This window comes from Nocardia sp. NPDC004604 (assembly GCF_040609795.1).
Lineage (GTDB): Bacteria > Actinomycetota > Actinomycetes > Mycobacteriales > Mycobacteriaceae > Nocardia.
This window is the reverse complement of sequence record NZ_JBEXLC010000062.1, coordinates 1-26,318: the sequence shown is the minus strand read 5'-3', so window position 1 is coordinate 26,318 and position 26,318 is coordinate 1. Positions and strand designations below refer to the sequence as shown.

Annotated in this window: 26 protein-coding genes; 22 read left to right on the top strand and 4 right to left on the bottom strand. The window is 65.3% G+C overall.

The annotated features are described in order from the left end of the window. Positions 1–33: 33 nt before the first annotated feature. Positions 34–1,761, top strand: a complete 1,728-nt coding sequence (locus tag ABZW16_RS22565) for an ATP-binding cassette domain-containing protein (RefSeq protein WP_354957930.1) — start codon at positions 34–36, stop codon at positions 1,759–1,761. Between the two features lie 215 nt (positions 1,762–1,976). Here the strand turns inward: ABZW16_RS22565 and ABZW16_RS22560 are convergent, their stop codons facing one another. Continuing rightward, positions 1,977–3,569, bottom strand: coding sequence for an HD domain-containing phosphohydrolase (locus ABZW16_RS22560; RefSeq protein ID WP_354957961.1), 1,593 nt, complete (start codon positions 3,567–3,569; stop codon positions 1,977–1,979). A 249-nt stretch (positions 3,570–3,818) separates the two neighbouring features. On the opposite strand from ABZW16_RS22560, the gene ABZW16_RS22555 reads away from it, so the two are divergent. Together ABZW16_RS22555 and ABZW16_RS22550 are read left to right on the top strand one after the other, a co-directional pair. Further along, complete coding sequence (locus ABZW16_RS22555; RefSeq protein ID WP_354957929.1) at positions 3,819–3,986, top strand: hypothetical protein; 168 nt, start codon at positions 3,819–3,821, stop codon at positions 3,984–3,986. A gap of 156 nt (positions 3,987–4,142) precedes the next feature. Continuing rightward, the gene (locus ABZW16_RS22550) at positions 4,143–4,613 is read left to right on the top strand and encodes a hypothetical protein (RefSeq protein ID WP_354957928.1); all 471 of its coding nucleotides are present in this window, start codon (positions 4,143–4,145) and stop codon (positions 4,611–4,613) included. Here ABZW16_RS22550 and ABZW16_RS22545 read toward each other — a convergent pair. Beyond that, positions 4,564–6,177, bottom strand: a complete 1,614-nt coding sequence (locus ABZW16_RS22545) for a long-chain fatty acid--CoA ligase (protein WP_354957927.1) — start codon at positions 6,175–6,177, stop codon at positions 4,564–4,566. The two genes, ABZW16_RS22550 and ABZW16_RS22545, sit on opposite strands and share 50 nt — an antisense overlap. Before the next feature lie 88 nt (positions 6,178–6,265). Further along, positions 6,266–6,856 carry a hypothetical protein gene (locus ABZW16_RS22540; protein ID WP_354957926.1) on the bottom strand — a complete coding sequence of 197 codons (591 nt, stop codon included), beginning with the start codon at positions 6,854–6,856 and terminating at the stop codon, positions 6,266–6,268. 719 nt (positions 6,857–7,575) lie between these two features. Between ABZW16_RS22540 and ABZW16_RS22535 the strand changes: the two genes are divergently transcribed. From ABZW16_RS22535 to ABZW16_RS22460, 16 genes are all read left to right on the top strand, one after another. Continuing rightward, complete coding sequence (locus ABZW16_RS22535) at positions 7,576–8,493, top strand: haloalkane dehalogenase (RefSeq protein WP_354957925.1); 918 nt, start codon at positions 7,576–7,578, stop codon at positions 8,491–8,493. A 46-nt stretch (positions 8,494–8,539) separates the two neighbouring features. After that, positions 8,540–9,163 carry a hypothetical protein gene (locus ABZW16_RS22530; protein ID WP_354957924.1) on the top strand — a complete coding sequence of 208 codons (624 nt, stop codon included), beginning with the start codon at positions 8,540–8,542 and terminating at the stop codon, positions 9,161–9,163. 142 nt (positions 9,164–9,305) lie between these two features. Then, on the top strand, positions 9,306–10,607 hold the full coding sequence (locus tag ABZW16_RS22525) for a helix-turn-helix domain-containing protein (protein ID WP_354957923.1): 1,302 nt from the start codon (positions 9,306–9,308) through the stop codon (positions 10,605–10,607). Between the two features lie 187 nt (positions 10,608–10,794). Next, entirely contained in the window at positions 10,795–11,184 is a 390-nt protein-coding gene (locus ABZW16_RS22520) for a DUF1330 domain-containing protein (RefSeq protein WP_354957922.1), read from the top strand. Continuing rightward, positions 11,181–11,330: a hypothetical protein gene (locus ABZW16_RS22515; protein WP_354957921.1), complete on the top strand. Its 150-nt coding sequence runs from the start codon at positions 11,181–11,183 to the stop codon at positions 11,328–11,330. Before ABZW16_RS22520 ends, ABZW16_RS22515 begins: the two co-directional genes overlap by 4 nt. Continuing rightward, positions 11,318–11,515: a hypothetical protein gene (locus tag ABZW16_RS22510; RefSeq protein ID WP_354957920.1), complete on the top strand. Its 198-nt coding sequence runs from the start codon at positions 11,318–11,320 to the stop codon at positions 11,513–11,515. Before ABZW16_RS22515 ends, ABZW16_RS22510 begins: the two co-directional genes overlap by 13 nt. A 368-nt stretch (positions 11,516–11,883) precedes the next feature. Then, entirely contained in the window at positions 11,884–12,636 is a 753-nt protein-coding gene (locus ABZW16_RS22505) for an ABC transporter permease (RefSeq protein ID WP_354957960.1), read from the top strand. A 13-nt stretch (positions 12,637–12,649) separates the two neighbouring features. Next, positions 12,650–13,534 carry an ABC transporter permease gene (locus ABZW16_RS22500; protein WP_354957919.1) on the top strand — a complete coding sequence of 295 codons (885 nt, stop codon included), beginning with the start codon at positions 12,650–12,652 and terminating at the stop codon, positions 13,532–13,534. Beyond that, the gene (locus tag ABZW16_RS22495) at positions 13,531–14,697 is read left to right on the top strand and encodes an MCE family protein (protein ID WP_354957918.1); all 1,167 of its coding nucleotides are present in this window, start codon (positions 13,531–13,533) and stop codon (positions 14,695–14,697) included. The genes ABZW16_RS22500 and ABZW16_RS22495 overlap by 4 nt, the downstream gene beginning before the upstream one ends. Beyond that, positions 14,694–15,713 (top strand): MCE family protein, encoded by a 1,020-nt coding sequence (locus ABZW16_RS22490; protein ID WP_354957917.1) that lies wholly within the window; start codon positions 14,694–14,696, stop codon positions 15,711–15,713. Before ABZW16_RS22495 ends, ABZW16_RS22490 begins: the two co-directional genes overlap by 4 nt. Then, entirely contained in the window at positions 15,710–16,705 is a 996-nt protein-coding gene (locus tag ABZW16_RS22485) for an MCE family protein (protein WP_354957916.1), read from the top strand. Before ABZW16_RS22490 ends, ABZW16_RS22485 begins: the two co-directional genes overlap by 4 nt. Further along, positions 16,702–17,904: an MCE family protein gene (locus tag ABZW16_RS22480; protein ID WP_354957915.1), complete on the top strand. Its 1,203-nt coding sequence runs from the start codon at positions 16,702–16,704 to the stop codon at positions 17,902–17,904. Before ABZW16_RS22485 ends, ABZW16_RS22480 begins: the two co-directional genes overlap by 4 nt. Further along, complete coding sequence (locus ABZW16_RS22475; protein ID WP_354957914.1) at positions 17,901–19,010, top strand: MCE family protein; 1,110 nt, start codon at positions 17,901–17,903, stop codon at positions 19,008–19,010. Before ABZW16_RS22480 ends, ABZW16_RS22475 begins: the two co-directional genes overlap by 4 nt. Continuing rightward, a complete protein-coding gene (locus tag ABZW16_RS22470) occupies positions 19,010–20,458 on the top strand; it encodes an MlaD family protein (protein WP_354957913.1) in 1,449 nt (482 codons plus the stop codon). Before ABZW16_RS22475 ends, ABZW16_RS22470 begins: the two co-directional genes overlap by 1 nt. After that, entirely contained in the window at positions 20,434–21,009 is a 576-nt protein-coding gene (locus tag ABZW16_RS22465; RefSeq protein WP_354957912.1) for a hypothetical protein, read from the top strand. Before ABZW16_RS22470 ends, ABZW16_RS22465 begins: the two co-directional genes overlap by 25 nt. Further along, a complete protein-coding gene (locus tag ABZW16_RS22460; RefSeq protein WP_354957911.1) occupies positions 21,006–21,647 on the top strand; it encodes a hypothetical protein in 642 nt (213 codons plus the stop codon). Before ABZW16_RS22465 ends, ABZW16_RS22460 begins: the two co-directional genes overlap by 4 nt. A gap of 126 nt (positions 21,648–21,773) precedes the next feature. Here the strand turns inward: ABZW16_RS22460 and ABZW16_RS22455 are convergent, their stop codons facing one another. Further along, positions 21,774–22,361 (bottom strand): TetR/AcrR family transcriptional regulator, encoded by a 588-nt coding sequence (locus ABZW16_RS22455; RefSeq protein WP_354957910.1) that lies wholly within the window; start codon positions 22,359–22,361, stop codon positions 21,774–21,776. Between the two features lie 68 nt (positions 22,362–22,429). Between ABZW16_RS22455 and ABZW16_RS22450 the strand changes: the two genes are divergently transcribed. The 3 genes from ABZW16_RS22450 to ABZW16_RS22440 form a co-directional block, all read left to right on the top strand. Then, positions 22,430–23,368, top strand: coding sequence for a haloalkane dehalogenase (locus ABZW16_RS22450; RefSeq protein WP_354957909.1), 939 nt, complete (start codon positions 22,430–22,432; stop codon positions 23,366–23,368). Between the two features lie 5 nt (positions 23,369–23,373). After that, positions 23,374–25,029, top strand: coding sequence for a sulfatase-like hydrolase/transferase (locus ABZW16_RS22445; protein ID WP_354957908.1), 1,656 nt, complete (start codon positions 23,374–23,376; stop codon positions 25,027–25,029). Positions 25,030–25,164: 135 nt separating this feature from the next. After that, the coding region (locus ABZW16_RS22440) for an ethanolamine ammonia-lyase subunit EutB (RefSeq protein WP_354957907.1) at positions 25,165–26,318 on the top strand (1,154 nt) is incomplete at its 3' end.

Below are 26,318 nucleotides of genomic sequence, written 5' to 3'. Positions count from 1 at the left end.
CAAGCGAGTTCAGGAATCACGGAGGTTACCGTCATGACCGAATTGACATTCGAACCACCGACCGTCGAGCGGTTCGGTACGCGCACTTCAGATCACGCACCTAACGGCGGGCGAGTCGATGCAGTCAACGTAAGCCGGCATGTCGGGGCGCGGCAGATTCTCCAGCAGCTGTCGCTGTCGGTCGAACCAGGCGAGTTGGTCGCCATTGCCGGCGGCAGTGGAGCAGGAAAGAGCACATTGCTGGAGATCCTCGCGGGACTGCGACCACCGTCTGCCGGGGAGGTTCGGCATGACGGCGTCGTTCGCGGGGCACGAGTCAGCGCCGATTCCCGTATCGGCTACGTGCCCCAAGAGGACATCATCCACCTCGAGATGCCCCTGCGCCGCACGCTTCGCTACGCGGCGCGGCTGCGGCTGCCCGCAGGCACATCGGCGGCCGAGGCGGACCGGGTAGTCGAAGAGACCATGCATGACCTCGACCTGGCTGATCGGGCCGAGGTGCCGGTCCGTGCGCTCTCCGGCGGCCAGCGCAAGCGGGCCAGTATCGCCGTGGAGCTACTGACCCGGCCACACCTTTTCTTCCTCGACGAACCCACCTCCGGGCTCGATCCGTCGACCGCAGCCGACGTGATGCGCCTGCTGCGCCGACTCAGCCAGCGCGGGGTCACAGTCGTCCTCACGACGCATGAGCCGAACTCCATCGACCGGTGTGACCGGGTGGTATTCCTGGCACGCGACGGCCACCTGGCCTTCACCGGCAGCCCGACCGAGGCGCGGCGCTACTTCGGCGTCGATGATCTCGCCGAGGTGTACGACCGGCTGGCTCGTGAGCACACCCCGCAGATCTGGGCGGAGCGATTCGCGGACAGCGGGGAGTCGATAACCCAGCCTGGCTTGGCTCTACTGCCCAGCCCCGCCGCCCGTTCAGACGTCAAGCGCACAGACATGGTCCGGCAATGGTGGCTACTCACCCGACGCAATGTTGATGTTCTCCTACGCAACCGGCTGACCCTGGCGGTCCTGCTCGGCTCACCGGTGCTGGTCACTGCGATGATGGCGACGCTGTTCAAGCGAGACGCGTTCGATCCGCGTAGCGAAGCCGACCTCGGCCCGGCCCAGATCGTGTTCTGGATCGCATTCGCGGGCTTCTTCTTCGGCCTTACCTACGGCCTGCTCCAGATCGTCGGGGAGATGGCCGTCTTCCGGCGGGAGCGCCTGGCCGGGCTCAGCGTCGGCGCCTACGTGGCATCCAAGGTGACCGCGCTGCTTCCGGTGCTGGCTGGAGTGAGCGCGGTGCTCCTCGGTGTGCTACGGGCGCTCGGTCGGCTCCCCGCCGTCGGATGGGACGTGTCCGCCTTCCTGTTCGTGACGATTGTGATCGAGGCGACCTCGGCACTGGCCCTCGGATTGCTCGCCTCGGCCGCGGTCTCCAACGCCGCGCAGGCCGCCCTCGCCCTGCCGATGCTCTGCTTCCCGCAGGTTCTGTTCGGTGGCGCCATAGTCCCCGTTGACAAGATGGCTCTACCGGGACGCCTGATGAGTCTCGGCCTGTCCAACCGCCACGCATTCGAAGCGCTGGGTCGTGACCTGGATCTCGACCGGTACACCGCCAAGCTGCCGGCCATGTCCGCCTACGGCGATACCTTCCACGGAGGCACCGGCGCCAGTCTCATCGCGCTCGCCTCGTTTGCCGTTGGCCTCATGCTGGCCACGATATGGGTCTTGGACCGGCGGTCCCGGCCCAGCGCATCCCGGCGATGAAGGCCCCGCGCAGTCGGTCCCGCTGTCGGCTCGGCCAACCCGTTACCGGGTCCCGACTGTGCGTAATCAGCCGGGTCTCCGGCGCGCTCCGCATCCCGACTTGCCCGTCCACCGGACGGGCATCGACTGCGCCGCTGCGCCATGTGACGTCAATATCGCACCCGGGCAGCATCATTGGTGGTTGCCGAGCTGAAGTACCTGGCGCAGTGGATGTTTCAATTTCGGACGGCCGCATTGACCGGGAACCCCGCCAGACCCCGATCGATCGCGGCGAGACTGGCCTGCGTGCGGTTGTTGACGCCGAGTTTGGCGTAGACACGTTCGACGTGGTTGCGTGCCGTTTTCTCGGCGATGAACAGTTCGGCGGCGATTTCTTTGTTCGATCGGCCCTGCGCGACGAGTCGCAGGATCTCGACCTCGCGGTCGGTCAGCCCGGCCGGCCAGGGCGTTCGCCGCGAGTTCCGCGGACCGGCCACCGCAAGCACGGCCGCAACCGACTCGGCGTCGAAGCGTCCGGCGCGCGCCTCCTTTCGCAACTGATCGGCGGCGCCGCGAGGATCGAGCGGCGGCCGGTCGGGACGCGGCTCGAGCAGTCCCTGATAAGCCTCCGCCGTGGCAAGCAACCGGTCCTGCGCGGTCAACTCCGCGCCGGCGATCCCCCGGGGAAAGCCGGACCCGTCGATCCGTTCCCGGTGCTTCATCGCGATGGGCACCACCGACTCCAGGCCGTTGACTCGACTCAGTATCCGGCCGGTCAGATCCGGATACATCCGTACCCGTTCCCATTCAGCCGTAGTGAGCGGCCCCTTCTTCTCCAAGATCCGGTTGGACACTCCCATTTTGCCGAGGCCGTGCACTAGGCCGGCACGGTAGAGATGCGTGATGTCCGACGGCGACATGCCCAGGTGTCGGGCCGCCCCGGCCACCAGATTCGCGACGCCACGCGAATGCCCCAGCGTGAACGGAGATTTGAGATCGACGAAATCAGCCATGGCCTCGAGTAACTCGTCGCTCTCCTCGGCCGTCATGGTTCGGTCACGATCCGGTGCTTGGGCCAACGCTGTGGTCCAGACGTCGATTTCGAGCAACCCGTCCACGATCGCCGCCGCGTCGTGATCGAACACCGCCGCCACGGCTGGGCTGAACTGACTGCCGCGCCGAGAACGGAGAACATCCTTCGCGTGCTCGAGCCCACCCGTCCGCAGGTGCACCTCGACGACGTCTGCAACGTGCGCGATGTGGATCTCGACCGGGATATCGTCTCCGCGAGAACCGTTGGGCAACCCCCGGCCGTCCCACCGTTCGAAGGCGTAGGCCAACGCCTTTCCGACCTGCTCGTCCAAGCCCATCCGATCGGAGAGAACCCCGGCGGAGCTGCAATGCGATTGGATCAGTGTGGCGACCTGGCTGCGAGCCGTGATCAGAAAGGCAGTGGCACGGATGCTGCGCTCCCAGCCCGGCAATCCGCGTCCGACATGACTCATCATCAGCCGCAGATACGGCAGGCCGGTCGTGTCCACCGTGTAGGTGTCGGCCCGGAAGGCGATGTCGTCGCCGAAGAGTGCGGAGAGTTCGTGGGAGTCGGCGTGACAACCGATCCACCCGACCAGATTGGCGTAGTACACGGTCGCCCGCTGGTGCAGGTCGAGCCTCATCCGCTCGGCGATACGTGTCGCGATCAAGGACGACCGAAGCATGTGTTCCATCGGCTGACCGAGACCGAGGTCGATCGCAAGCGATATCGCGGCGAGCAGTTCGGCTCTGCTCAGACCCTTTCCCGAGCCGGGCACCGTCCCGTGCGGGTGCATCTTCCCATTGTCCACCCGAACAACGGCCATCTCCGCGCGAAAGACGGGACCGATGTGTCCGCGCCGCAGCACGCGCGCCGTGACCAGCGCGCGCGGTTTGGAGCCCCCCGGCTGCCTGCGGTGGGCGCCTTCGTGCCACCCGCGCCGGGTTGCCGAATCATTACCCGCCGCCACCTGTGTGATGGAATTTTATTGTTATTCGCGTGATTTCCTGGTTGCGGTGGGCGTGCTCGGGTGACGATGTAGCGCATGGATTCGAGGAACGCCGCTGCGCGGTTGCTCGCAGAGATCCTTGCCGCCGGCTTCACCGTGGATGGGTTCATCCGCTTCCTACGGGCCGACCCGACCGCTGACACCGCCGTGCTACCGCCATCGTCTGGTGAGTGGCGGATACCGCCGCCCGGGCAGAGCTACTGAACCCGAACGCACGGGGCGAACCCTTTTGCCGTGCGCCGATTGTGCGGCGTCCGGTGGTGGACATCCTGGGGTGCGTCGTCAACGTCTCGAGGGTCGATTCTTATGCGCGACAGCGGATGCTGATCGCCGCACTGTGTTGTGCCGGTCAATGATCCGATGACCGACCGGATCGATGATCGTGCGCGGTCGGCCCAAATGGTCGCGCAGATGCCAGTGACGCCGTGCGGGTTCGTCGCCGTCGTTGGCAAATCGGCCCGATCGACGGTGATTGCCGTTCGGGCACCGAAGGATTCGGTGATTTCCTGGACGGACGTCCGGGCTACCGTCCTGCCCGGACGTCGCCACGGCTGGGTGACGCCGCCGGGCCCAATCGTGCCGAGCCGTACGTATTTCAGGGGGTACAACGGCGGCCTGCTCGATGCGATCGCCCGTGACGGGGCCGGTCGCATCGAGCGTCGCGACGGGATGGAGCAGGGATTCGCGCGTCACGCAGTGCACCGCGAGACTGCCGACCTGGTCGACCGCCAGTGCCGAAGCGGCTGGCCCGACGACGTTCAGCCACCCGCAGGATTGCAGGTCACGGTCGATCGGCAGCCGAAAACCTTTCGCGCAAAGCGATTTTCTTGAACTTTCCAGTGGCCGTCCGGGGAATCGCGGAAACGAACTCGAATCGTTCTGGCAGCTGCCAACGGGCGAATTCCGCCGCCAGATGCTCGCGCAACTGGTCCGGATCCGTCGTCGCGCCGTCGCGCAGCGCGATGACCGCCAGCGGGCGCTCGCCCCACCGCGAGTCGGGAATGGCGATCACCGCCGCCTCCGCCACCGCCGGGTGCGCCATCAGGTGATTCTCCAGGTCCACCGAGGAGATCCACTCGCCACCGGATTTCACCAGGTCCTTGGCCCGGTCGCAGATCCAGATGCAGCCACGGTGGTCGATGCGGACGATGTCCCCCGTGCGGAACCAGCCATCCGGTGTGAAACTGTCCGCTCCCTTGCCGCTGTGATATGCGGCGGCCACCCACGGTCCGCGTACTTCCAGTTCACCCATGGCGCGGTCGTCCCACTCGATGAACTCGCCTGTCTCGCTACGTGCGCGAATGTCGAAGAACGGCATAGCGACTCCCTGCCGGGCACGGAACTTGTACCGCTCATCCGTGCTGCTCTCCTGGAGGTCGGCGGGCAGACGGCTGACGGCGCCCAGCGGCGCGGTCTCGGTCATTCCCCACGCCTGCACGACCGTGAGGCCGTGGCGGTCGTATCCCTCGAGCATGCTGCGCGGCACCGCGGCACCGCCGACGATCAGCCGGTCGAGGCAGCTGAGGTCCCAGCGTTGCGGTTCGGCGTCGAGTGCGTCGAGCATCGCCATCCACACGGTCGGGACCCCCGCCGTCATGGTGACCCGTTCGGCGGCGAGCAGATCGAGCACGCTGGCCGAGTCCAGCCGCGATCCGGGCAGTACCAGCCCCGCCCCGAGCAGCGCGGCGGCATAGGGGAGACCCCAGGCGTTGGCGTGGAACATGGGCACGACCGGCAGCAGTGTGTCCCGTGCCGATACCCCCAGCGCATCGGGGAGTGCCGCGGCCAGCGAATGCAGCACCAGCGCCCGGTGCGAATACACCACCCCTTTCGGTCGGCCCGTGGTGCCGGACGTGTAACACATTGCGGCGGCGCGTCGTTCGTCGAGCATCGGCCAGACCATCGGCCCCGCGGCGTCGATCAACGTCTCGTAGTCGAGCATCCCGTCCGGTGTCGGGCCATCGCGGGTGATGGAGATGATGTGCTCGAACGGGTGCGCGTGGCGGAAGCTTTCGAACACCTCGAGGAGGGATTCGTCGACCACGATCACCCGGTCCTGGGCGTCTCCCACGATGAAGGCGAGTTCGTCGGGATGCAGCCTGGGGTTGAGGGTGTGTACGACCGCCCCCATCGCAGGAACCGCGAAGTACAGCTCGAGGTGCTCGGACTGATTCCACAACAGCGTCGCGACCCGGTCGCCGTCGCCGACTCCGAGTTCTGCCAAGGCCGAGGCCAGCTGGCGCGCGCGTACGGCGCACGCCCCGAGCGTGGTCCGCTCGACGCTGCCGTCGGGGCGGCGTGAGACGACCTTCGCTCTGTCGTGGAAGCGCTCGGCGCGTTCCACCACCGCGGTCAGCGACAGCGGATAGTCATCCATGGTCAGTCCATTGATCACGTACAACTCCTGAATGATCTGGGCGCAACGGGCCACCGGGGAACGCCCGCTGACGCGATGACATCCTCGGCTGGTCTGTCGTCTGCGTTCAGAATGTGCGGACGGGCAGCGGCTTGATCAGCGGGGCCAGCAGGACTTCGGACTGCTCGACCGTGAGCACCTCCGACGGGTCGAGCTTGATGATCTCGCGCTTGGATTCGTCGATCTCCCACACGTCCTCACCGATCAGACGGCCCTGGTCGTCGTAGGGCCAGATCATGTGCTCGACGTTCTTGACGAGATAGGTGGCGTCCGGGTCCACGTCCGCGCCGGCCTCGGCGAGGATGACGCCGGGTGTCTGCTGATAGATCGCCGCGGTCGAGCAGATCGTGTTGTCGCCGACCGCGAGCTTTTCGTCATCGACGTAGAAGATGCACTGTCCGGTGCCGGACCATTCGTTGTAGACGGCCTGCACTGCTTCGGCACCGTCCAAGACGGTACTGATGCCGAACACGTTGAAGTTGTAGACGGGGTGCGCGACGGTCATCTCCGGGTCGAAGATCTCTCGCCAGCGGCCGGCCATCTCCAGGTAGCGGTGCCTGTTGTAGGCATGCAGCAGGTACAGGTGGCGCGGGTTGTCAGTGATCTCGATCAGTCGCTCCACAGCGAGGTTGGTCTTGGTGATGTCGAACCGGCTCATGTCGCGGTTCCTTCCTGCCACCGATCCGCGGCGTAATGCGAAGGTCTGCGGGCCGCAGGACATCTGCGTGCGACCTCCGAAGGGAACGTGACCGACCGGCCACGACACGCCACAGTAAGAGATGCAGTTCACAATCTGCTCGTTGCGGGACAACAAGCTTCCCGATGTCAATTGTGCCCGCATCACACATCCGCGACCGGCCGACCGGCCAATTCCGACTGCGAACTGTGGCACGCTCACAATGGAGGACGTAAATACTGGAGTGGGCGCATGAGCCACCAATACGACAGCGCTCTAACTTCCGGCCATGCTCACATCTAGATCCCGAATCTCGACGTGCAACCTCTTGCCCGGTGATGTTGAGGTTCCCCGTTGAACGGTTGCCGACCGACTCCATCGATTAAGCAATTCCGTTGTCGGCCAACCTATTTGCGAATCTTATGGCGGTGTGGGCCGAGCCGCGGGAGCTGCCGCGAAAGGCTTTTTCCTGTCCAATCGGACCACGATCAGAGCCTCCGTTGAGCGGGGGAACTTCATTTCACCCAAATCCGCCGGCGCTAGTGGCGCGGGCACAACCTTGGCACCGAACTTTGGCGCAGAGCGCCGAGACAACCGGTGTGCGGCCACCTAACTTCGGGTCCGCGGCCAACAGCCGCCGTGAAACAGGAGTAAGGAGATTCGATGCATACCGTGGACAAGCAGGCCGGTCAGGTTCGGCCATGCTGACGCTGCGCACCCCCGAGGAGCGGTTCGCTGAGCTGCCCGACTTTCCCTACGAACCTCGGTATTGCGAGGTCGATGACACCGAGGGCGGATCGCTGCGGATGGCGTGGGTCGAGGCCGGGCCCGAAGACGCAGACCCGATCCTGATGCTGCACGGCGAGCCATCGTGGTCGTTTCTATACCGGCGGATGATCCCGATCCTGGCCGCCGCCGGCCATCGGGTCATCTGCCCGGATCTGGTCGGCTTCGGTCGCTCCGACAAACCGACCCGCCGTGAAGATCACACCTACGCCCGGCATGTCGAATGGATGCGCGCGCTCGCCTTCGACGCGTTGGACCTGCACAACGTCACCCTGGTCGGCCAGGACTGGGGTGGGTTGATCGGGTTGCGGCTGGCCGCCGAACACCCGGAACGGTTTTCGCGCATCGTGGTCGCCAACAGCGGTCTGCCGGCCGGTGACTTCCCGATGCCCGAGATCTGGTGGCAGTTCCGGGAGGCCATCCAGAGCCAACCGACGATCGACATCGGCGAATTCATCCAGTGGGGTTGCACCAAGGTGATGAGCGGCGCGGTACGCGCCGGATACAACGCACCGTTCCCCGACGACAGCTACTGCGCCGGGCCGCGGGTAATGCCCGGCCTGGTGCCCACCTCGCCCGACGACCCGGCCGCGCCGGCCAACCGGGCGGCCTGGGCGGTGCTGAGCCAGAGCACGACACCGATGTTGGTGGCGTTCAGCGACGCCGATCCGATCACCGGTCCGATGGCGGGCGTCTTGCAAAGCGAGATGCGTGGCGCTCAGGGCATCGAACATCCGGTAATTCACGGAGCCGGTCATTTCCTGCAGGAGGACTCCGGTGAGGAACTCGCCGGGCACATCGTCGAGTTCTTGGCGGCCGGTCCATCAGCCTGACCCGGGCTCAACAACAAACAATGATCTGGCACAAAGGAATCAATAAATGAGCCGCTTCGATATCACCCAGACCAACATCGCCGTGGAGCGACTGATCGAGACCACGGAGAACCCCCGCCACCTCTATCTCCTGCACGCCTATAACCGCCACCGCTATCTGGAGATGGCGGGCCGCTTCGAAGAGATCTTCGCGCCCGATATGACGGTCGCCGAGCCCGTCTACCACTTCAACTTGTTCGGCACGATCACCACGCTCGTTGGGGCCGAGGCCGTCAAGGGGGTCTATCGCGAGTGGACCGGCACGGCCCAGTGCGTCTTCTACACCGGAGGCGACGAGAAGTTGGCGGTGAGCGACGACATGATCGTCTCGTCGGCCACGCTGTACCAGCAGACACCGGGCAGCATCCTCGCCGAGGCCGGTGTGGACGTGGACCCGGACGCCACCTATTTGATGAAGACCCGCGAGCACATGATCTGGCCCTACGACGATGAGGGCCGCTTGGTCGGCGAGGACGTCTGGGAATACGACGAATCGCTGCGTGAAGTCATCCCGCTCGACCCGAGTGAGGTCCTCACCGTCGAGCAGTCCGGCAGACTGCTCGACCCCCTCATCAAGCCGCTCCCGGTCTACAACCCCTTCACCGGCCGAACGCAACCGGTCGCGTCGTAACCGAGGCCCATGGTCACCGGCGGGGGTAGCGGATGGCTGAGCTGTCCTACCCGGCGCGATCACAGTTGGGGCAGGGCACTCGATGCCAGCTTGGTCGCGGCTGATTGTCGCGGAGCGATAACTGTGACTATATTCGGCCGGCATGGAGGTCGAATGGCCGCCGGTGCGTGAGCCGTCTGCGCAACGGGTCTGGCGGGAGATATTGCGGCCGATGGGCACGCAGATGCGTGCCTCCGCCAGTGACCTCGCGCGGCGGTCGGTCGCCCGGATGCAGACCGAGTTGCCAGAACTGTTCTCCGATCCGCAGATCGTCCAGGAGAACCTGGTCAGCACCGAGGCGAGCCTGCGGCAGCTGGCTCAGATCATCGAACTCGCCGGCGACCCTCGGCAGGTCGAGTTGCCGCCGTCAACCCTGGCCATCGCACGGTCAGCGGTGCACCGACAGGTCGCACTCGCGGATTTGATGCGGCTTTACCGGCTGGCTCAGGAACGGGTATGGCAGTGGATGTTCGCGCACATTGTCGATAAGGCGTCGGACGCAGCCGATCAGGCGGTAGCGCTGGATCTGGCCACGGGTTGGCTGTTCGCGTATGTCGATGAGGCGATGGTCCGAGCCGAGAAAGCGTATGAGGTCGAGCGCGAGGCCTGGCTGCGCAGCGCCGCCGCGGTCCGCGCGGCCGCGGTCGAGGAGATTCTGGCCGACCGCGAGCGCAATGCACAGCGGGCATCGAAAAGACTGCGCTACGACGTGAATCGGCACCATGTCGGGGCCATCGCGTGGGTCGAGCAGGCTTCCGAGGGTGGCGAAACCCAGGCGGCTCTGGGCGAAGCTCTCGCGGGGCTCGCCCAGACGCTGGGTGCCGAGAGCACCCTCATCCATTCCCTGGGCTCGCTTGCGGTCGCGAGCTGGATGAGCCGCAGAGACGCCTTCACCGCCGACAGCCTCGATGCGGTGGTTCGTGGCAAACAAGTGCCGGGTGTGATCCCCGGCGTCAGGATCGCGGTGGGCGAGGCGGGCCGCGGCCTGGAGGGCTTTCGCCGCACGCACCTCGAGGCAGACCATGCGCGGCGGGTTGTATCGCTGGTGGGGCCGCGTGGGGCAGCGATCACTCGCTACCGCAGCGTCGCCGTCGCGGCGCTCGGCACCACCGACCGCGATCACGCACTGTCGTTCATTACCTGGGTGCTCGGGCCGCTGGCCGCAGACGACGAGGCCACCTCCCGGCTGGCGATGACGCTGTCGGTGTATCTCGACGAAAACCGCAGCCGCAGTCGCGCTGCCGAGCGTCTCATGGTTCATCCCAACACGGTCAGCTACCGAGTCCACCAGGCCGAGGCACTGCTCGGACGCAGCGTTGCCAACGACTCCTTGGACCTTCAGGTCGCGCTGGCGATGCTCCCCGCTCGACCCGGCCTCGCGCGTCCCCGTCCCGACGAACTGTGACGTGAGCACAACGAGCGCGGCGAACGTTGTTGCCCGGCGCTGAGAGAATGTGACCTGGGTCTCTTAACGTTGCTGCGCAGCGGGCCGCTCGGCCCCGCAGCGCATCCAATGGAGGGCCATCATGCAGTCCGTGCAACAACTCGACGTCAGCTACCCGCGCGATCTGCGCAGCTGGGAGGCCTGAGCGATGAGCGCCATCGAACCGAACCCGGACCAGATCGCGACCCTGTTTTCGGCCGCGTCCGACAACAGCGACCCGGTCGTGATGATCAACCTGTTGAAGTTCGACGAAAACGACGGTGCGGCTACCTATCAGCAATACGCCGAGGCCGTCCAGCCCCATCTCGACGCCGTCGGTGCCACCATTCTGTATGCGGGCGACGCCAGTCACGTCGTAGCCGGCGACGTCGACAAGGCGTGGTGGGACGCGATCGTCGTCGTCCAGTACCCCTCACGGACCGCGTTCGTCACCATGGTGACCAGCCAGGACTACCAGGAAAAGGCCCACCCCTACCGGGCGGCAGCGCTGGAGAGCACCCATCTGATCGCGACCGACCCATGGCCGGTCGGCCGATGACCGATGCCGCGATGCTCGAGCAGCGGCAACTCGTCGTCGGCGATGTGCGCTCACCCGTGTTGGTCGGTGGCCCGGACGGCACCGACGAAGCGGTGGTGTTCGTGCACGGAAATCCGGACGCCGGAGGGACTGGATGCCGCTGCTGACACAGGTCGCGACCTTCGCGCGGGTCATCGCTCCGGACATGCCCGGCTTCGGCGGTGCGGAACGACGCATCGAGACGCTGTCCGGCGTCGGCCACTGGGCCTGGCTCGAGCAACCGGAGAAGGTCGCGAAGTTCGTCGTGCCGTTCCTGCGGGAACAGGTCGGCGAGCTCGACAGAACTCAGTAGATGCGCGCGTGATCGTGGGCTCGAAACCCTACTGACCGCGGCGCAGCTCCGCGCGTCCCGGGAATGTCGTCGGCGACTTCCGTGAATATTCGCCCAGCTGGGCATCGGCCAGGTGTGCCACGCACCGAACGTCGCCGTGCGGGGCGAAGGCCGAGGCGGCGTATGCGGACCGACATCCCATACGCCCGGGCGGGCGGCGCCGGAGTCGAGATTTTCGATTATCGGAACCGGGGCCGCCCCGCGGGCTGATTCCGGTCAATAGCAAATGAAACTGTCGGTCGATCGACCCACAGTCGGAGCGGAAAGGCTCGATGACGGTGAACAGCTCTGCGTCCGTTGAGACGTCATCGCAGACGCGCTGGGACACGATGCTGGCGAAGGCGAAGATCGCCCCACGGGCGGTGGGGCAGTTCTACGGCACCACACTGGACACCTTGCGGATGGTCCCGCGCCGCCCTTTCCAGTTGCGCGAATTCATCGACCAGGCGTGGTTCATCGCCAGCGTCTCGATTGTGCCCACCCTGCTGATCGCGATTCCGTTCTGCGTCATGGTGATTTTCCAGATCAATGTGCTGCTCAACGAGGTCGGCGCCATCGATCTGTCCGGTGCAGGCGCGGGCTTGGCCGTCATCCGCGAGATCGGCCCGGTGGCCACGGTGCTGGTGGTCGCGGGGTGTGGTGCCACCGCGATCTGCGCCGATCTGGGTTCACGAACCATCCGCGAGGAGATCGATGCGATGCGAGTGCTGGGCATCGACCCGCTGCAGCGGCTGGCTGTGCCGCGGGTGCTCGCTTCCACGGTGGTCGCGCTCTTCCTGAACGGATTGGTGACCGCGGTCGGCCTCACCGGCGGATACCTCTATGCGGTGTTCCTGCAGGGTGCGACTCCGGGGCAGTTCATCACCGCGATCCCGATCCTCACCGGGATCCCCGACCTGTTGATCAGCGAGCTCAAGGCCGGTGTTTTCGGGCTGCTCGCCGCACTGGTCGCCTGTCATTTGGGGCTGCATGCGAAGGGCGGCCCAAAGGGCGTTGGTGACGCGGTGAACCAAACCGTGGTCTTCAGCTTTGTCCTGTTATTCCTGGCCAACTCCGTTATCACCACCCTGTCGCTGCGCTGAACGGATCAACGAAATGACCACCACTAGCGAATCCGGTGCCGTAGCGGCACTCGGTCGGAAATCATTGGGACGCAAAGCCGTTCGGGCCGCGGCGAGCCCGGTACACGGCGTCGTCGGACTCGGCGATCAGCTCTCGTTTCATCTGCACGGCATCGGCTGGATTCCGCGGACGCTCGGCCGCTATCGTCGCGAAGTCGTCCGCCTCATTGCCGAGGTCAGCTTGGGCACCGGTGCGCTCGCGGTGATCGGCGGCACCATCGTGATCGTCGGATTCCTCACCGCCGCAGCAGGATACGAGGTCGGACAGCAGGGAAGTGACTCACTGGGCCGGGTCGGCATGGAGGCGATGTCCGGGTTCATCTCCGCCTTTTTCAACACCCGCGAGGCCATCCCGGTGGTCGCCGGTGTCGCGCTCACCGCGACGGTCGGCGCCGGCTTCACCGCGCAGCTCGGGGCGATGCGGGTCAGCGAGGAAATCGACGCGCTCGAGGTGATGTCGATACCCGCCGTTCCGTACCTGGTGACCACCCGAATTCTCGCCGGCCTCATCGCCATCGTGCCGCTCTACGGTATCGCGCTGTTCATGGGATACGCCTCAACCGAATTCGTCAGCATTGTGCTCTCCGATCAATCCCAGGGCACCTACACGCACTACTTCAATATCTTCCTCGTGCCGGGCGACGTGCTGTGGTCGCTGGTCAAAGTGGTGGCGTTCTCGTTGGTCATCATGTCCGTGCACTGCTATCACGGTTATCACGCCTCCGGCGGCCCCGCCGGTGTCGGTATCGCCGTCGGTCGCGCGGTGCGCACTTCGCTCATCTCGATCATGATCATCGACCTGATCATCGGGATCGCCGTCTACGGCGGTATCCACTCCACTGTGCGGGTGTCCGGATGAAGCTCGAGGTCTCCCGTCGTCGCGCACTTCTGCTCGGCATCAGCGCGCTGGCCGCGTTCGTCCTTGCCGTATCCGGCGCCGTAGCGTCCTGCAGTGGGACGTTCGTCGCGAGTATGCGCGTCTATATGTATGCCGACCGGGCCGGGTTGTTGATGGCGCCAGGGTCGGACGTCAAGGTGCACGGCGTCGTTATCGGGAGGGTCAGTGCGGTCGACCTCGACAACGAGCGGGCGAAGCTGACCCTCGATCTGAATCCCGGCCTGGCGCAACAGATTCCGGCCAATGTCGGCGCCGAAATCACGCCGACCACACTGTTCGGGCGCAAGTTCGTCACCCTGATGTGGCCCGAGCAACCGGTCCCGGCGAACCTGTCCGCCGGCTCGGTGATCGACGGCTCGAAGGTGACCGTCGAGATCAACGACATCTTCCATGCGTTGCTGACAGTGCTGAAAACCGTTGAGCCACAAAAGGTGAACGCCACCCTTACCGCGCTCAGCACCGCACTCGATGGGCATGGCGGCCGCTTCGGTGACCTGATGGTCGCCCTGGATCGATACCTCGGACAGTTCAACGACTCGATCCCGGTGTTACAGCGCGATGTTCCGTTGCTCGCCGACAACCTGGATACCTTCGCCGCGGCCACACCCGATTTCCTGGCCACGATGCGGAATCTGTCGACCACCAGCAACACCATCGTCGAGAAGCAGGCGAGCTTGACCGCATTCCTGCTCTCCTTCACCAACTTCGGCAATACCGGCGAGAAGTTCCTGGACTTCTCGGCCACACCGATTGTCGGTGCCGTCGAGGCACTGGAACCGACCACTCGGCTGCTCGCCGAGCAGTCGCCGTCGTTCCCGTGTTTCCTGTCCGCCCTCAACCAAGACCGAAAGTATCTCGAGCGGGCATTCGGCGGCGGCAGGCCCGGCCTGAACGCCCTCGGCACGATCCTGATGGGCGACCCGCCGTACACCTACCAGAAAGACCTCCCCGTGAACGGTGCCGACAACCCGCCCAGCTGCTTCGGATACCCGTATGGGCCCGGCAGCACACCCCCTGGCCACACCGACTTCAACACCGGCACCACAGTTTACGGTCCGGTACGGGCACCCGAAGACCTGCTCGGCAACCCATTCGCCGCACTGATCTACGGACTCACCCGATGAACGCCCGTCATTCCGGAATCAAGCTCGTGATCTTCCTGACGATCACCTCGATCATCACCGCCTTGCTCGTCGTGGTCGTAGGTGACCTGCGCTTCGTCCCCACACGCAGCTACCGTGCGCTGTTCACCTCGGCCTCGGGCATGAAGTCCGGTGACGATGTGAAGCTCGCCGGTGTCCCGGTCGGCAAGGTGAAGTCGGTGGCATTCGCGCACGACAAGCTGATCGAGGTCGCGTTCACCGTCTCCCGTGACATCGATGTGCTCCAGAGTTCCACCGTCGCCATCAAATACAAGAACCTCATCGGCGACCGCTACCTCGAGGTCACCGTCAAGCCGGACGGTTCCGGTATCCGATCCGAGCACGATCCGATTCCGGCGGCGCAAACCAAACCTGCCCTCGACATCGACAGTCTCGTCAACGGGTTCAAACCCCTGCTGCAAGGTCTCGACCCGGACCAGACCAATAAATTGTCCGGGTCGCTGATCGCCGTGCTCAACGGCCAGGAACAGAACATCGCCGCGCTGGTGGAACAGATCGGCACACTCGGCAATTCGCTGGCAGACCGCGACCAGGTCATCGGCCAGACCATTGCGAGGCTCGATACCGCGTTGGGTGCGATCCACCAGACCGGTGATCAATTCGACAAACTGGTCGTCAACCTGCAGTCGCTGGTCAGCGGCCTCGACAACGACCGAGCCACCCTTATCACGGGCCTGGAGCGGATCGACGCGGGCACGGCCGAGTTGGCGCAGATTCTCACGGACAACCGGCCCGCTATTGCCGGTGACATCACCGAACTACAGCAGTTGGCCGGCAATCTCAACGCGGATTCGGACACGCTGGCGCTGCTGCTGTCCAAGCTGCCCACGACGTACCCGCTGATCACCCGCGTCGGTAGTTACGGAAGTTTCGTGAACTGGTTCGTCTGCGGACTCGCGATTCGCTACCCGGCGATCGGCGGCGGCCATCAGGACACGCCGATGTTCACCGCGCCCGCCGAAAGGTGCAAGCCATGAAACCGTTCTCGGAACGCAATCCGGTCCGGATGAGTCTCATCGGAACCGGTGTCGTCCTCGCGCTGCTCGTCCTGGCGTTCAACTACGAGAGCATTCCAGGATGGCCCGGCGCGAAGTCGATGGTGGCCGAATTCGCGGATGCCAGCGGATTGAAACCCGGTGATGCCGTGCAGATTTCGGGTATCGAAGTCGGCAGGATCGAACACATTACGCTGACCGACGACCACGTCGATATTGCGATGCGGGTCGACACGCACGGTCGAACCTTCGGCAGGCGAACTACTGCGGCGATCAAGGTCGAAACCGCTCTCGGACGTCGGTTCGTGGAGCTGCGTCCGGACGGTGACGGTGGCATCGGTGACCGGATTCCGTTGGACCACACCACCTCTGGCTACGACATCACCGAATCACTGAACCAGTTGACCAGCCGGTTGGCAGGCACCGACAAGAAGCAGCTCGCCGATGCGGTCGACAGTGTGTCGCGCGTGCTCGATACTCTCCCGGACAATCTGCGCTCGTCCTTGGATGGTGTCTCGCGGCTGTCGGCCACCATCGCCTCCCGCGACGGTGCCCTGCGGGATCTGCTGGCCCATGCCAATTCGGTCACCGGCATTCTCGCCGAACGCAACCAGAACCTCACCGCACTGATGACCGACGGCGGATCGCTGTTCGCCGCGCTCAACGACCGCGCCGCAATGATCCGGACCCTGCTGGCCAATGTCCGTGCGGTCAGCGACGAACTGCACGGACTGGCCCGGGACAACAAGGGCACGACCGCTCCGATGCTTGCCGAGGTAGATCGCGTGCTCGGGCTGCTCAACGCCAACTACGACAATCTGAACGCTGCCATCCTCGGGTTGCGGCCCTACATCACCCAGCTCGGCGAGGCGGTTGCCAGCGGGCCATTCTTCGGGGCACTGCTGCACAACATCACTCCCGCGAATCTCAACGGACAACAGCCGGGAAGCCCTGGAGGAGACAGTCACCGATGACAGCACTGCGCGCGGGCCTGTCCCGCGTACCCTTGCCCGGACGGATTCTCGCCGTCCTGATCGCCTTGGCGGTCATCGCTGTCGGCGCCACACCGTGGCTGGCCCGGGCCGCCACGGTGCGGGTTACCGCGTACTTCACCAACTCGGTCGGCGTCTATCCCGGTGACCGGGTGACGATCCGTGGCGTTCCGGTCGGCGAAATCGACGACATCACACCGATCGGTGACCGCGTCCGCATCACCATGCACTTCGACTCATCGCATCCGGTCAGCGCCGACACACACGCGGTGATCGTTGCACCGACGCTGGTGTCGGGCCGCTACATCCAGCTCATGCCGAAGCACGGGACCGAGCCGGAACTTCGGGACGGAGCGGTGATTCCACTCGAGCGCACTGCGGTGCCCGTCGAATACGACCAGATCAAGCGGCAGGTCACCGACCTCGCCGACCAACTCGGCCCCAAGGACGGCGACCCCACCGGCACGTTGACCCGGTTCACCGATGCCACCGCCAAGGCCCTGGGCGGCAACGGAGCAACCCTCAACAACACCGTGACGAACCTGTCGCAGGCCATGCGGACCCTTGCCGATGGCGGTCCAGATCTGTTCGGGACGATACGCAACCTGCAAGCCGTAGTGTCCGCACTCGCAGCCAACGACGGTCAGGTTCGGATGTTCGTCAACCAGCTTGCCGGAGTATCGAATCTGTTGAACGATAATCGCACTCAGCTCGACGCGGCATTGCAGTCGATGCAGGCGATGCTGCCGGAGATCCGCAGCTTCGTCGCCGACAACCGCGATGCGCTCAACAAAGACGTCGCATCGCTCACGCGCATTACCTCGCTGCTGGTGAACCGTGCGGACGACCTCGCCCAGATCCTGCATCTCGCGCCGACCGTAGTGGACAACCTCTACAACATCTACGACCCCCAATCGAACTCGCTGACCGGCAACGTCGCACTTCCGGACTTCCCCGACCCCATGTCGCTGATCTGCGCGCTGCTCACCACTGTCGATGCGCCACAGGAGGAATGCACGCGCGCCAGCGCACACTTCGGCGACCTCTTCGGTGCCGCCACGCGTGCGGCAATGGGCAGTTCGGGGTCCGCTCCCGGTCCCGCCGCGGCGGCTCCCGGTATTCCCGGTCTGCCAGCCATTCCCGGGCTCACCGAGCTACTCATTCCAGGAGCAGGACGATGAAACCCTCGACAGCACTGCGGGCCGGCGGCGTACTGCTGCTCAGCGCGCTACTGTCCGCTGGCTGCCGGTTCAACGGAGCCAATTCGATTCCGCTGCCGGGCAACTCGATCCATAACGGCTCATACACCGTGCGGGTGGAACTGCGAGACATCCAGAATCTGGTCGGCAACTCATTCGTCAAGGCCGATAACGTCACCGTCGGCACGATCACCTCGATCGCGGTGCACGACAACATTGCGGTGGCCACCGTCGAGATCGACAACGACGTCCACCTGCGCGCCGATGTGAAAGCCCAACTGGCGCAGACCAGTGTGCTCGGCGCTCAGTATCTCGAGCTGACCACCCCGAAGGACGGCAGGACAAATCGGCAACTGCGCGATGGCGATGTGATTCCCCTCGCCGCCAGTGCGGAATACCCCGCGACCGAAGAGGTTCTCGCCGCGCTGTCGCTGGTTCTCAATGGAAGTGGGCTGCAACAGATCCGGACCATCATGACCGAGCTGAACGGTGCGTTCGGCGGTCGGGAAGGTGCCATCAACGAGTCCTTCGAGCGAATCGCGACATTCGTCAACGGGCTCGACGTCCAACGCGACAGCATCGTGCGCGCGATCGACAGTCTCGACGCCTTCTCCCGGGAACTCGCCGACCAGAAGGACACACTCCGCACCGGCATCGAACAGATCCAGCCGGCGCTGGCCATTCTCGATGATCAGAAGGCACAACTTGTCACCATGCTCGACAGCGTCGGCAACTTCGGTGACCGAGCCGCTCAGGTGCTGCGTACCAGCAAGGCCGACCTCACCGCCGACCTGCACAATCTCGAACCAGCGTTGACTCAACTCGCCGCTGCCGGTTCGGATTTGACCGGCGCGCTGCTCGTCGGTCTGACCTTCCCGTTCCCGGTCACCGTTGCCGACAAAGCCATCAAGGGTGACTACGTCAACCTGTTCCTCACCCTCGACCTCAGTGTGGAGGCCATCGACAAGAAGATCATCGGCAGCATCCCGTTCAAGGACCTGGTACCGATGTCGAACCGGGCGGTGGATCCATTGGTCGCGCCGACCCTGCCCGCACCGGGTACCGGCGACCAGAACGGGGGACGGTGATGAAAACCCGATTGGTCAGGGGTCAGCTGATCGTCTTTGCGATTCTCGCGGTGGTCAGCCTGGTCTACGGTTCGATCCACTACGTGAGCGTCCAGCGTGTCACCGGGCTCGGAACGTATACGGTGACAGCCGAGTTCGCCGACGCGGGTGGGATCTACGAGTCCGCGGTGGTCACCTACCGCGGCGTCGAGGTCGGCCGGGTCAGCGGTGTAGACCTGGACTCCGGTTCCGTCCTGGTTCGGATGCAGTTGCGTCACGGCCGGAATATCCCGGCGAGTGCCGCGGCCGCGATCAAGAGCATGTCCGCCATCGGTGAGCAGTACGTGGATCTTGTTCCGTCCGAGGACCACGGTCCCTATCTCGAGGACCGAGCCGTCATCCGCCGCACGAAGACCACCGTGCCGATTACGACGGGACAGGTGCTCGACAAGACACAGATGTTGCTGCGCAGCGTATCCACCGATTCCCTGCGCACCGCGCTCGACGAGACCTACCAGGCGGTCAATGGCACCGGGCCGGCGCTGGCATCGCTGATCGAGTCCTCGGCCGAGTTGCTCGATCTCGCGCAAGCCGATATCGGCCCGACCATCGCGCTACTCGACGACGCGGAGCCGTTGCTGCGGACCGGGAACTCGGTGCGTACCGAGATCCCTTCCGCAACACGTGATCTCGCATCCTTCACCGAACAGCTGGTGCGCAACGACGCCCAGGTTCGCGACATACTGGACCAGGGGCCGCTCGCCGCCGACACCGTCACGGGCACGCTCGCCGACCTGACCACACCATTGCCGGTGCTGCTGGCGGATCTGCAGACCGTCGGTCAGGTACTTCGGGTCAATGTGCCGCAACTGCGCCAGATCCTCGTCGTCTATCCAGCCCTTGCGACCGCCACGGCCTACAGCGTGGTTGGCGCTGGATTTCAGACCGACGACGATTTGCGCGCGCCGGCGGCGGCACTGGATGTCAAACTGGGCGACACACTCAACCCGCCGCCGTGCACCGAGGGGTATCAAGCCACCCAGCGGCGCGACCCGTCCGATACCAGCCCGGCTGAGGTCCCGCGCGACAACTATTGCAAAGTCGCGCCGGACAATCCGAAGGCCGCGCGAGGCGCTCGAAACGTACCGTGTGCTACCGATCCGGCCGTCCGTACCGCCGATGTCGCGAACTGCCCTGGCGGGTTGCCCGCTACCTGGCCGGAGATGCTGGCCCGTCCCGGCGAACCGGTTCCCACGGCACCGCCCGCTCCTGGTGCGGCACCGCCGCAGGTTCCGGCCGCGGCTCCGCCGCGGGCTCCGGACACTCCGGCGGCCGTGACCGCCCCCTACGCCGAAGGAGATGGAACGTTCCGGGGACCCGACGGTCTTACCTACGTCCTGGGGCAATCAGCCCAGTTCGCCACCCAAGGAAAGGAGTACCAGGGATGGCAGTCACTACTGATCAAGTAGCTGAGGTCGCGACCCCACTCGAGGTGGAATCCAGTACCGAGTCGGTGAATTCGCTGAATCCGCCGGGTCCACGGTGGCGAGCGTGGGCGATCATCGCGCTCACCGTCGCGGTGCTGACGCTGGGTGTGGTGAGTGTGAAGCTCGCGCTCGAAGTCCGCGACAACCAGCACGACGATAACCGCGACCAGGCCGTTGCGGACACCGCTCGTCGAATCGCAGTTCAGTTGGTCTCACTCAACCACACCTCGGCGAAGCAGAATCTCGACACGATCGCGGCCGATTCGACGGGATCGTTCCGCGACCAGTGGGACAAGATCTCCGGCAACTTCGCCTCGGTGCTACAGAGCGGTCAGGTCGAATCCACCGGCGAAATAAAGGAATCCGGCATCGTCGCGATCGACGATCACCATGCCACCGTGCTGACCGCGGTCACTTCCGTGGTCAAGAACACCGAAGCTCCCGAGGGACAGCAGCGGGTCTACCGCATGAAGATGACCCTCGACCACAACGACGGTCGATGGCTCGTCTCGAACGTGGAGTTCGTCGCATGACCACCAGCAGCACCGATATCACCGGCGCCGTCGGCTCCAGCGATGACGACGCACCCGAGTCCGACACCGCCGCCCCGACCGGTGTGGAGTCCGCGCCCGTCAGGCCGGTACCGCGCGGTCCACGCGGTTGGCTTCAGTGCGCATCGACCCTGAGCCCCCGCACCACCGTCGCCACTTTTGCCGTGCTGGGAATCCTATTGGTCGCGTTGGCAACAGCCACGATGCTGCTGGAACGCAGTGCGGCCGATCATCGCGCGACGGTTGCTGCCGGGCAGGCGGCCAAGGATTCCGCGGAGTCGCGTATTCCTCGGGTGCTGTCCTATGACTTCAACACCATGGACAGTGAATTCGCCTCCGCCACAGACAATCTCACCGGCCCGTTCCGAGCGGATTTCGCTCAGCTCAGCTCGCGGGTCATCGTGCCTGCGGCACACCGTGATTCGATCATCACGCATGCGAAAGTCGTCGGCACGTCCGTGGTAGCGGCCGACCCGGGCAAGGTCACGCTGTTACTGTTCCTCGATCAGGAGACCACCAGCAGCAAGTACCAGGGACCACGCCTGGATGGCAGCCGGGTGCGAGTGAGCATGACGAAAGTCGCCGACCAATGGCTCATCTCGGACATCACACCTGTCTGACACTCATCCCATCCCATCAACCAGCATCACTGCTGAAGACCCCGAAGGCCGTGAGGAGTCTCATGGGTGGTCGCGGTCAGGAACGTTGCAGATCATCCTGGTCGACGAGCCTGATCGCGGTAGCTCCTACTTCCGGGTTCCGTCGGTAGTGGTCGGTGCGGGGGCGAGCAGGGCGGTAAGGGTAGCGCCGACGGCGGCTCGGGCGGCCGCCACGGAGAGGCCTTGATGGCGGCGGAGTACGTCCCAGGTCTCCCATGAAGCGGCGGCGTAGGCGGCCTCGCGGGCGGGGCGGTCGAGGCGCTCTAGTTCGGGGAGGTTGGCGCGCAGGTGGGCGCGCAGGGCGGCGCGGCTTTCGTGTAAACGCTCGGCGAGGAAGACGGATTCGTGCTCGCGCAGCACGGCGGCGCGGCGGGTGCCCGAAATGCGCTCGTACAGTTCGGCGCGCAGCTCGACCAGGGTCTCGATGCGATGGCCCGGATCGCCGGTCACCGGACGGAGCAGGGGGAGCCAGTGTCGCTCCATTTGCGTCTGCGCAGCGTCGACATACAACGACTCGAGATCGGTGAAGTGATGGAACACCGACCTGGTCGCGACTCCGGCCCGCTCGGCCACGGCCCGCGCGGTCGGCTGCAGATTGCCTTCTTCCGTGAGCGCCAGCACGGCATCGAGTACCGCCTGACGGTTCCTTGCCGCCCGAGCGGTGCGTCCATCCATCGCGGATCACCTTAACAAGCCGGAGAAAAAGTTGCACTCATGATGCAAGAACATTTAGGGTCAGGACCATGCACGCACTGCGCACGCCCGAGGAACGGTTTGCCGGCCTGCCCGACTTTCCGTTCTCGCCGCACTATGTCGAGGTTGCGGCCGGTGACGGCGGCGACACCCGCCTGCGGGTGCACTACCTCGACGAAGGTCCGCGAGACGGCGAAGTCGTCGTGCTGCTGCACGGCGAGCCGTCCTGGAGTTTCCTCTACCGCAGCATGATTCCGGTGCTCGTCGCGGCGGGCCGGCGATGTGTCGCGCCGGATCTGATCGGCTTCGGCCGCAGCGACAAGCCCGTCGACCGAGCCGACTACACCTATGCCCGCCACGTCGAATGGCTGCGAGAAGCGCTCTTCGACCACCTGGATCTCGCGTCCATCACGCTGGTCTGCCAGGACTGGGGCGGTCTGATCGGGCTGCGGCTCGTCGCCGAACATCCCGAACGCTTCGCCAGGGTGGTCACGGCCAACACCGGACTTCCCGACGGAACGGCAAAGCTGACCGACGCCTTTCTCGCCTGGCAGCGGTTCTCCCAGGAGACGCCGCAGTTCCCGGTCGGTGCCATTATCGAAAATGGTTGCCGGACAAATCTTTCCCCCGAGGCGGTGGCCGCCTACGACGCTCCGTTTCCCGATGAGAGCTACAAGGCCGGTGCCCGCGCCTTCCCCCTCCTGGTCCCGACCCGGCCCGACGATCCGGCCGCCGCGGCGAACCGCCGGGCCTGGGAGCAGCTGGCCCGCTTCGACAAACCGTTCCTCACCGCCTTCTCCGATGGCGACCCGATCACCGCCGGCGGCGAGAAGGTCTTCCAGCGCAAGATTCCCGGAGCGTCCGGTCAACCGCACACGGTGATCGAGGGCGCGGGACATTTTCTACAGGAGGACAGCGGTCCTCGGCTCGCATCGGTGGTGAACCACTTCATGGACGCTTCTTCTCAGCACCCGACCGAAAGGCAGTAGGACACGTGTCGATCAGCAGGCGTGGGTTCTTCGGTAGCGGAGCGGCGGCGACCGCCGCCATGGCGACCGCTGCCATGGCCACCGGGAGCCCGAGCGCATCCGCCGAGCCGCGGATGGACATTCACCCCGACAAGCCGAATATTCTCGTCGTCATCGTCGACGAGATGCGGACCCCCATGTGGTTCCCAGACCAGGCCGTGCTCGACACCATCCTGCCGAATATCGCCGGATTGCGAGCCAAGTCGGTCTCGTTCGAACAGCACTACACCGCCGCCAACGACTGCACGCCCTCCCGCGGCGCGCTGGTGACCGGCCTGTACTCACATCAGACCGGCTGCCTGTCGACCTCGACCTCGCAGCTGTCGCCGAGCTTCCCGACCTGGGGCTCGATGCTGCGCGAACAGGGTTACCGCACCTCGTGGTGGGGCAAATGGCACTTGGGCCACGACGCCGACACGACGCCGGGCGGGTTGGCGCGTCACGGCTTCGACGGCGGCACCTACCCCTCGCCCAACGGCACGCCCGAGCAGGGCCTGCAGATGGACGGCCGGATCGTCGACCAGTTCGTCGACTGGTTCAATACCGATGCGGGCCAAGGCCCCTGGTGCACGACGGTGTCGCTGGTCAACCCGCACGATGTCCAGTGGTGGCCGCGGTGGACCCGGCGCACCTTGGCGTTCAACAACATTCCGCGCTGGATCGACACCCTGCCCGCCAATCACGAGACCCTCGAACAACTCTCGCGCAAGCCTCGGTTGCAGATGGCCCTGGTGCAGGTGTCGGCGGCGACCTTCGGCGTCGCCCCGTACGGCACGCCCGACGCCGACCAGGAGTGGATCGACCTGCTCAATCTCTACCTGTGGTTCCAGCAGCAGGTGGACATCCAGATCGGTCGGGTACTGACGGAACTGGCGACTCGTCCGGAGGTGGCGGCCAATACCGTGGTGGTGTTCACCTCCGATCACGGTGACTACGCCGGCTCCCACGGCCTACACGGCAAGGGCGGCGGGGCCTACGACGAGGCCATCCGGGTGCCGCTGTTCGTCTACGACCCGCGCGCTGACCTCACTCCGGCAGCCGGCACCCGCACCCAGCTGACCTCCAGCGTCGACCTCGCCCCGCTGCTCCTGACCATCGGCGCGGGCGGCAACGGCTGGCGCGGCGACAACCGCTACGCCCATCTGGCAGGCAGACACGACATCGCCGCGGTCTGCCGCGACCCGAGCGCGCCGGGGCGGCCCTGGATCGTGCACACCACCGACGAACACTCCATCGAGGAAGCCGCGGTGCTGTTCGACCACAACGCACCCGGCCATGTGGTGGCCGTCCGGACCGCCGACGCGAAGTACGTCCGCTATTCGCACTGGGTGCAGGGCTCCGCGGAGATCGACCCATCGCTCGAGGAGGAATACGAGCTCTACGACTACTCGACCCGCGGTGGTGAACTCGAACTGGACAACACCGCCGCGAGAGGCGGGAGCCTGCGCGAGGCAATGAGCCGACTGCACGACCAGGCCGTCAGCGAAGAACTGCACCGACCGCTGCCCGATTACCTGCAGCAGGCACAGCAAGAGGGCTGGAACGACTACCACACCCAGATCGCCAAACCGTTCGGCGAGCAGCTCGGCGACTTCTTCCGCGACGGCATCGGCGCGAAGTAGTAACCAATTCGCAGCGGGTCAGGCGGCGTTACGTGTATTAACGCGGCAGGTAGGCGTCGGTTACATTGCAGAAATACACGGTGCTGACTATCGGTTTTCCGAGCGGCGACTGTCCGCGCTGAAAAGGAAACCTCTATGACCGTGTACCACCAGCGAATCGGCGGGACGACCTATACCTTCGACGGTCTGATCGATCTGCTCGCGAAGGCCACACCCCGGCGCAGCGGCGACGAACTCGCCGGATGCGCGGCGCATTCCGACGCCGAACGCGCTGCGGCCCAGTGGACCCTGGCCGAGGTGCCGCTCACCACCTTCCTGAACGATCCTGTGGTGCCGTACGAGACCGACGAGGTCACCAGGCTGATCATCGATACCCACGATCGCGCCGCATTCCAACCGATTTCGCATCTGACCGTGGGCGGGCTGCGCGACTGGCTGCTCACCGTGGCGGCCGAGCAGTACGCCGCCGACACGCTGGCGGCGGTCGCACCCGGACTCACCCCCGAAATGGTGGCGGCTGTCAGCAAACTCATGCGCAATCAGGATCTGATCGCGGTGGCGAGCGCCGTGCGCGTGCGCAGCGGATTCCGGACCACGATCGGCCTGCCCGGCACGCTGGCCACCCGGCTGCAACCCAACCATCCCACCGACGATCCGCATGGCATTGCCGCCGCCGTTCTGGACGGGCTGTTGCTGGGCTGCGGTGACGCGGTCATCGGCATCAATCCCGCGACCGACTCGCCGAAGGCCACCACGGACCTGCTGCACCTACTCGACGAGGTGCGGCAGCGCTTCGACATTCCCACCCAATCGTGTGTGCTCGCGCACGTGACCACCACGCTGGGACTCATTGAAGCGGGCGCGCCAGTGGACCTGGTGTTCCAGTCCATCGCCGGCACCGAGGGGGCGAATTCAGGTTTCGGCGTGAATATTTCGCTGCTGCGCGAAGCCAACGAGGCCGGGCGCGCACTACGGCGCGGCACCGTCGGCGAGAATGTCATGTACCTGGAAACCGGTCAGGGCTCCGCGCTTTCGGCGGGGGCGCACTTGGGTGTCGGCGGCAGACCAGTCGACCAGCAGACCTTGGAAACCCGCGCCTACGCCATCGCGCGAGACCTCGACCCGCTGTTGATCAATACCGTTGTCGGCTTCATCGGACCCGAATACCTCTACGACGGAAAGCAAATCATCCGCGCCGGACTGGAGGACCACTTGGCGCAAACGATTTCGACGGCCGCTACTGGCAACTCGATGATCTGTCCCGCGCGCTGCCCGCCGCGAGCCCGGCC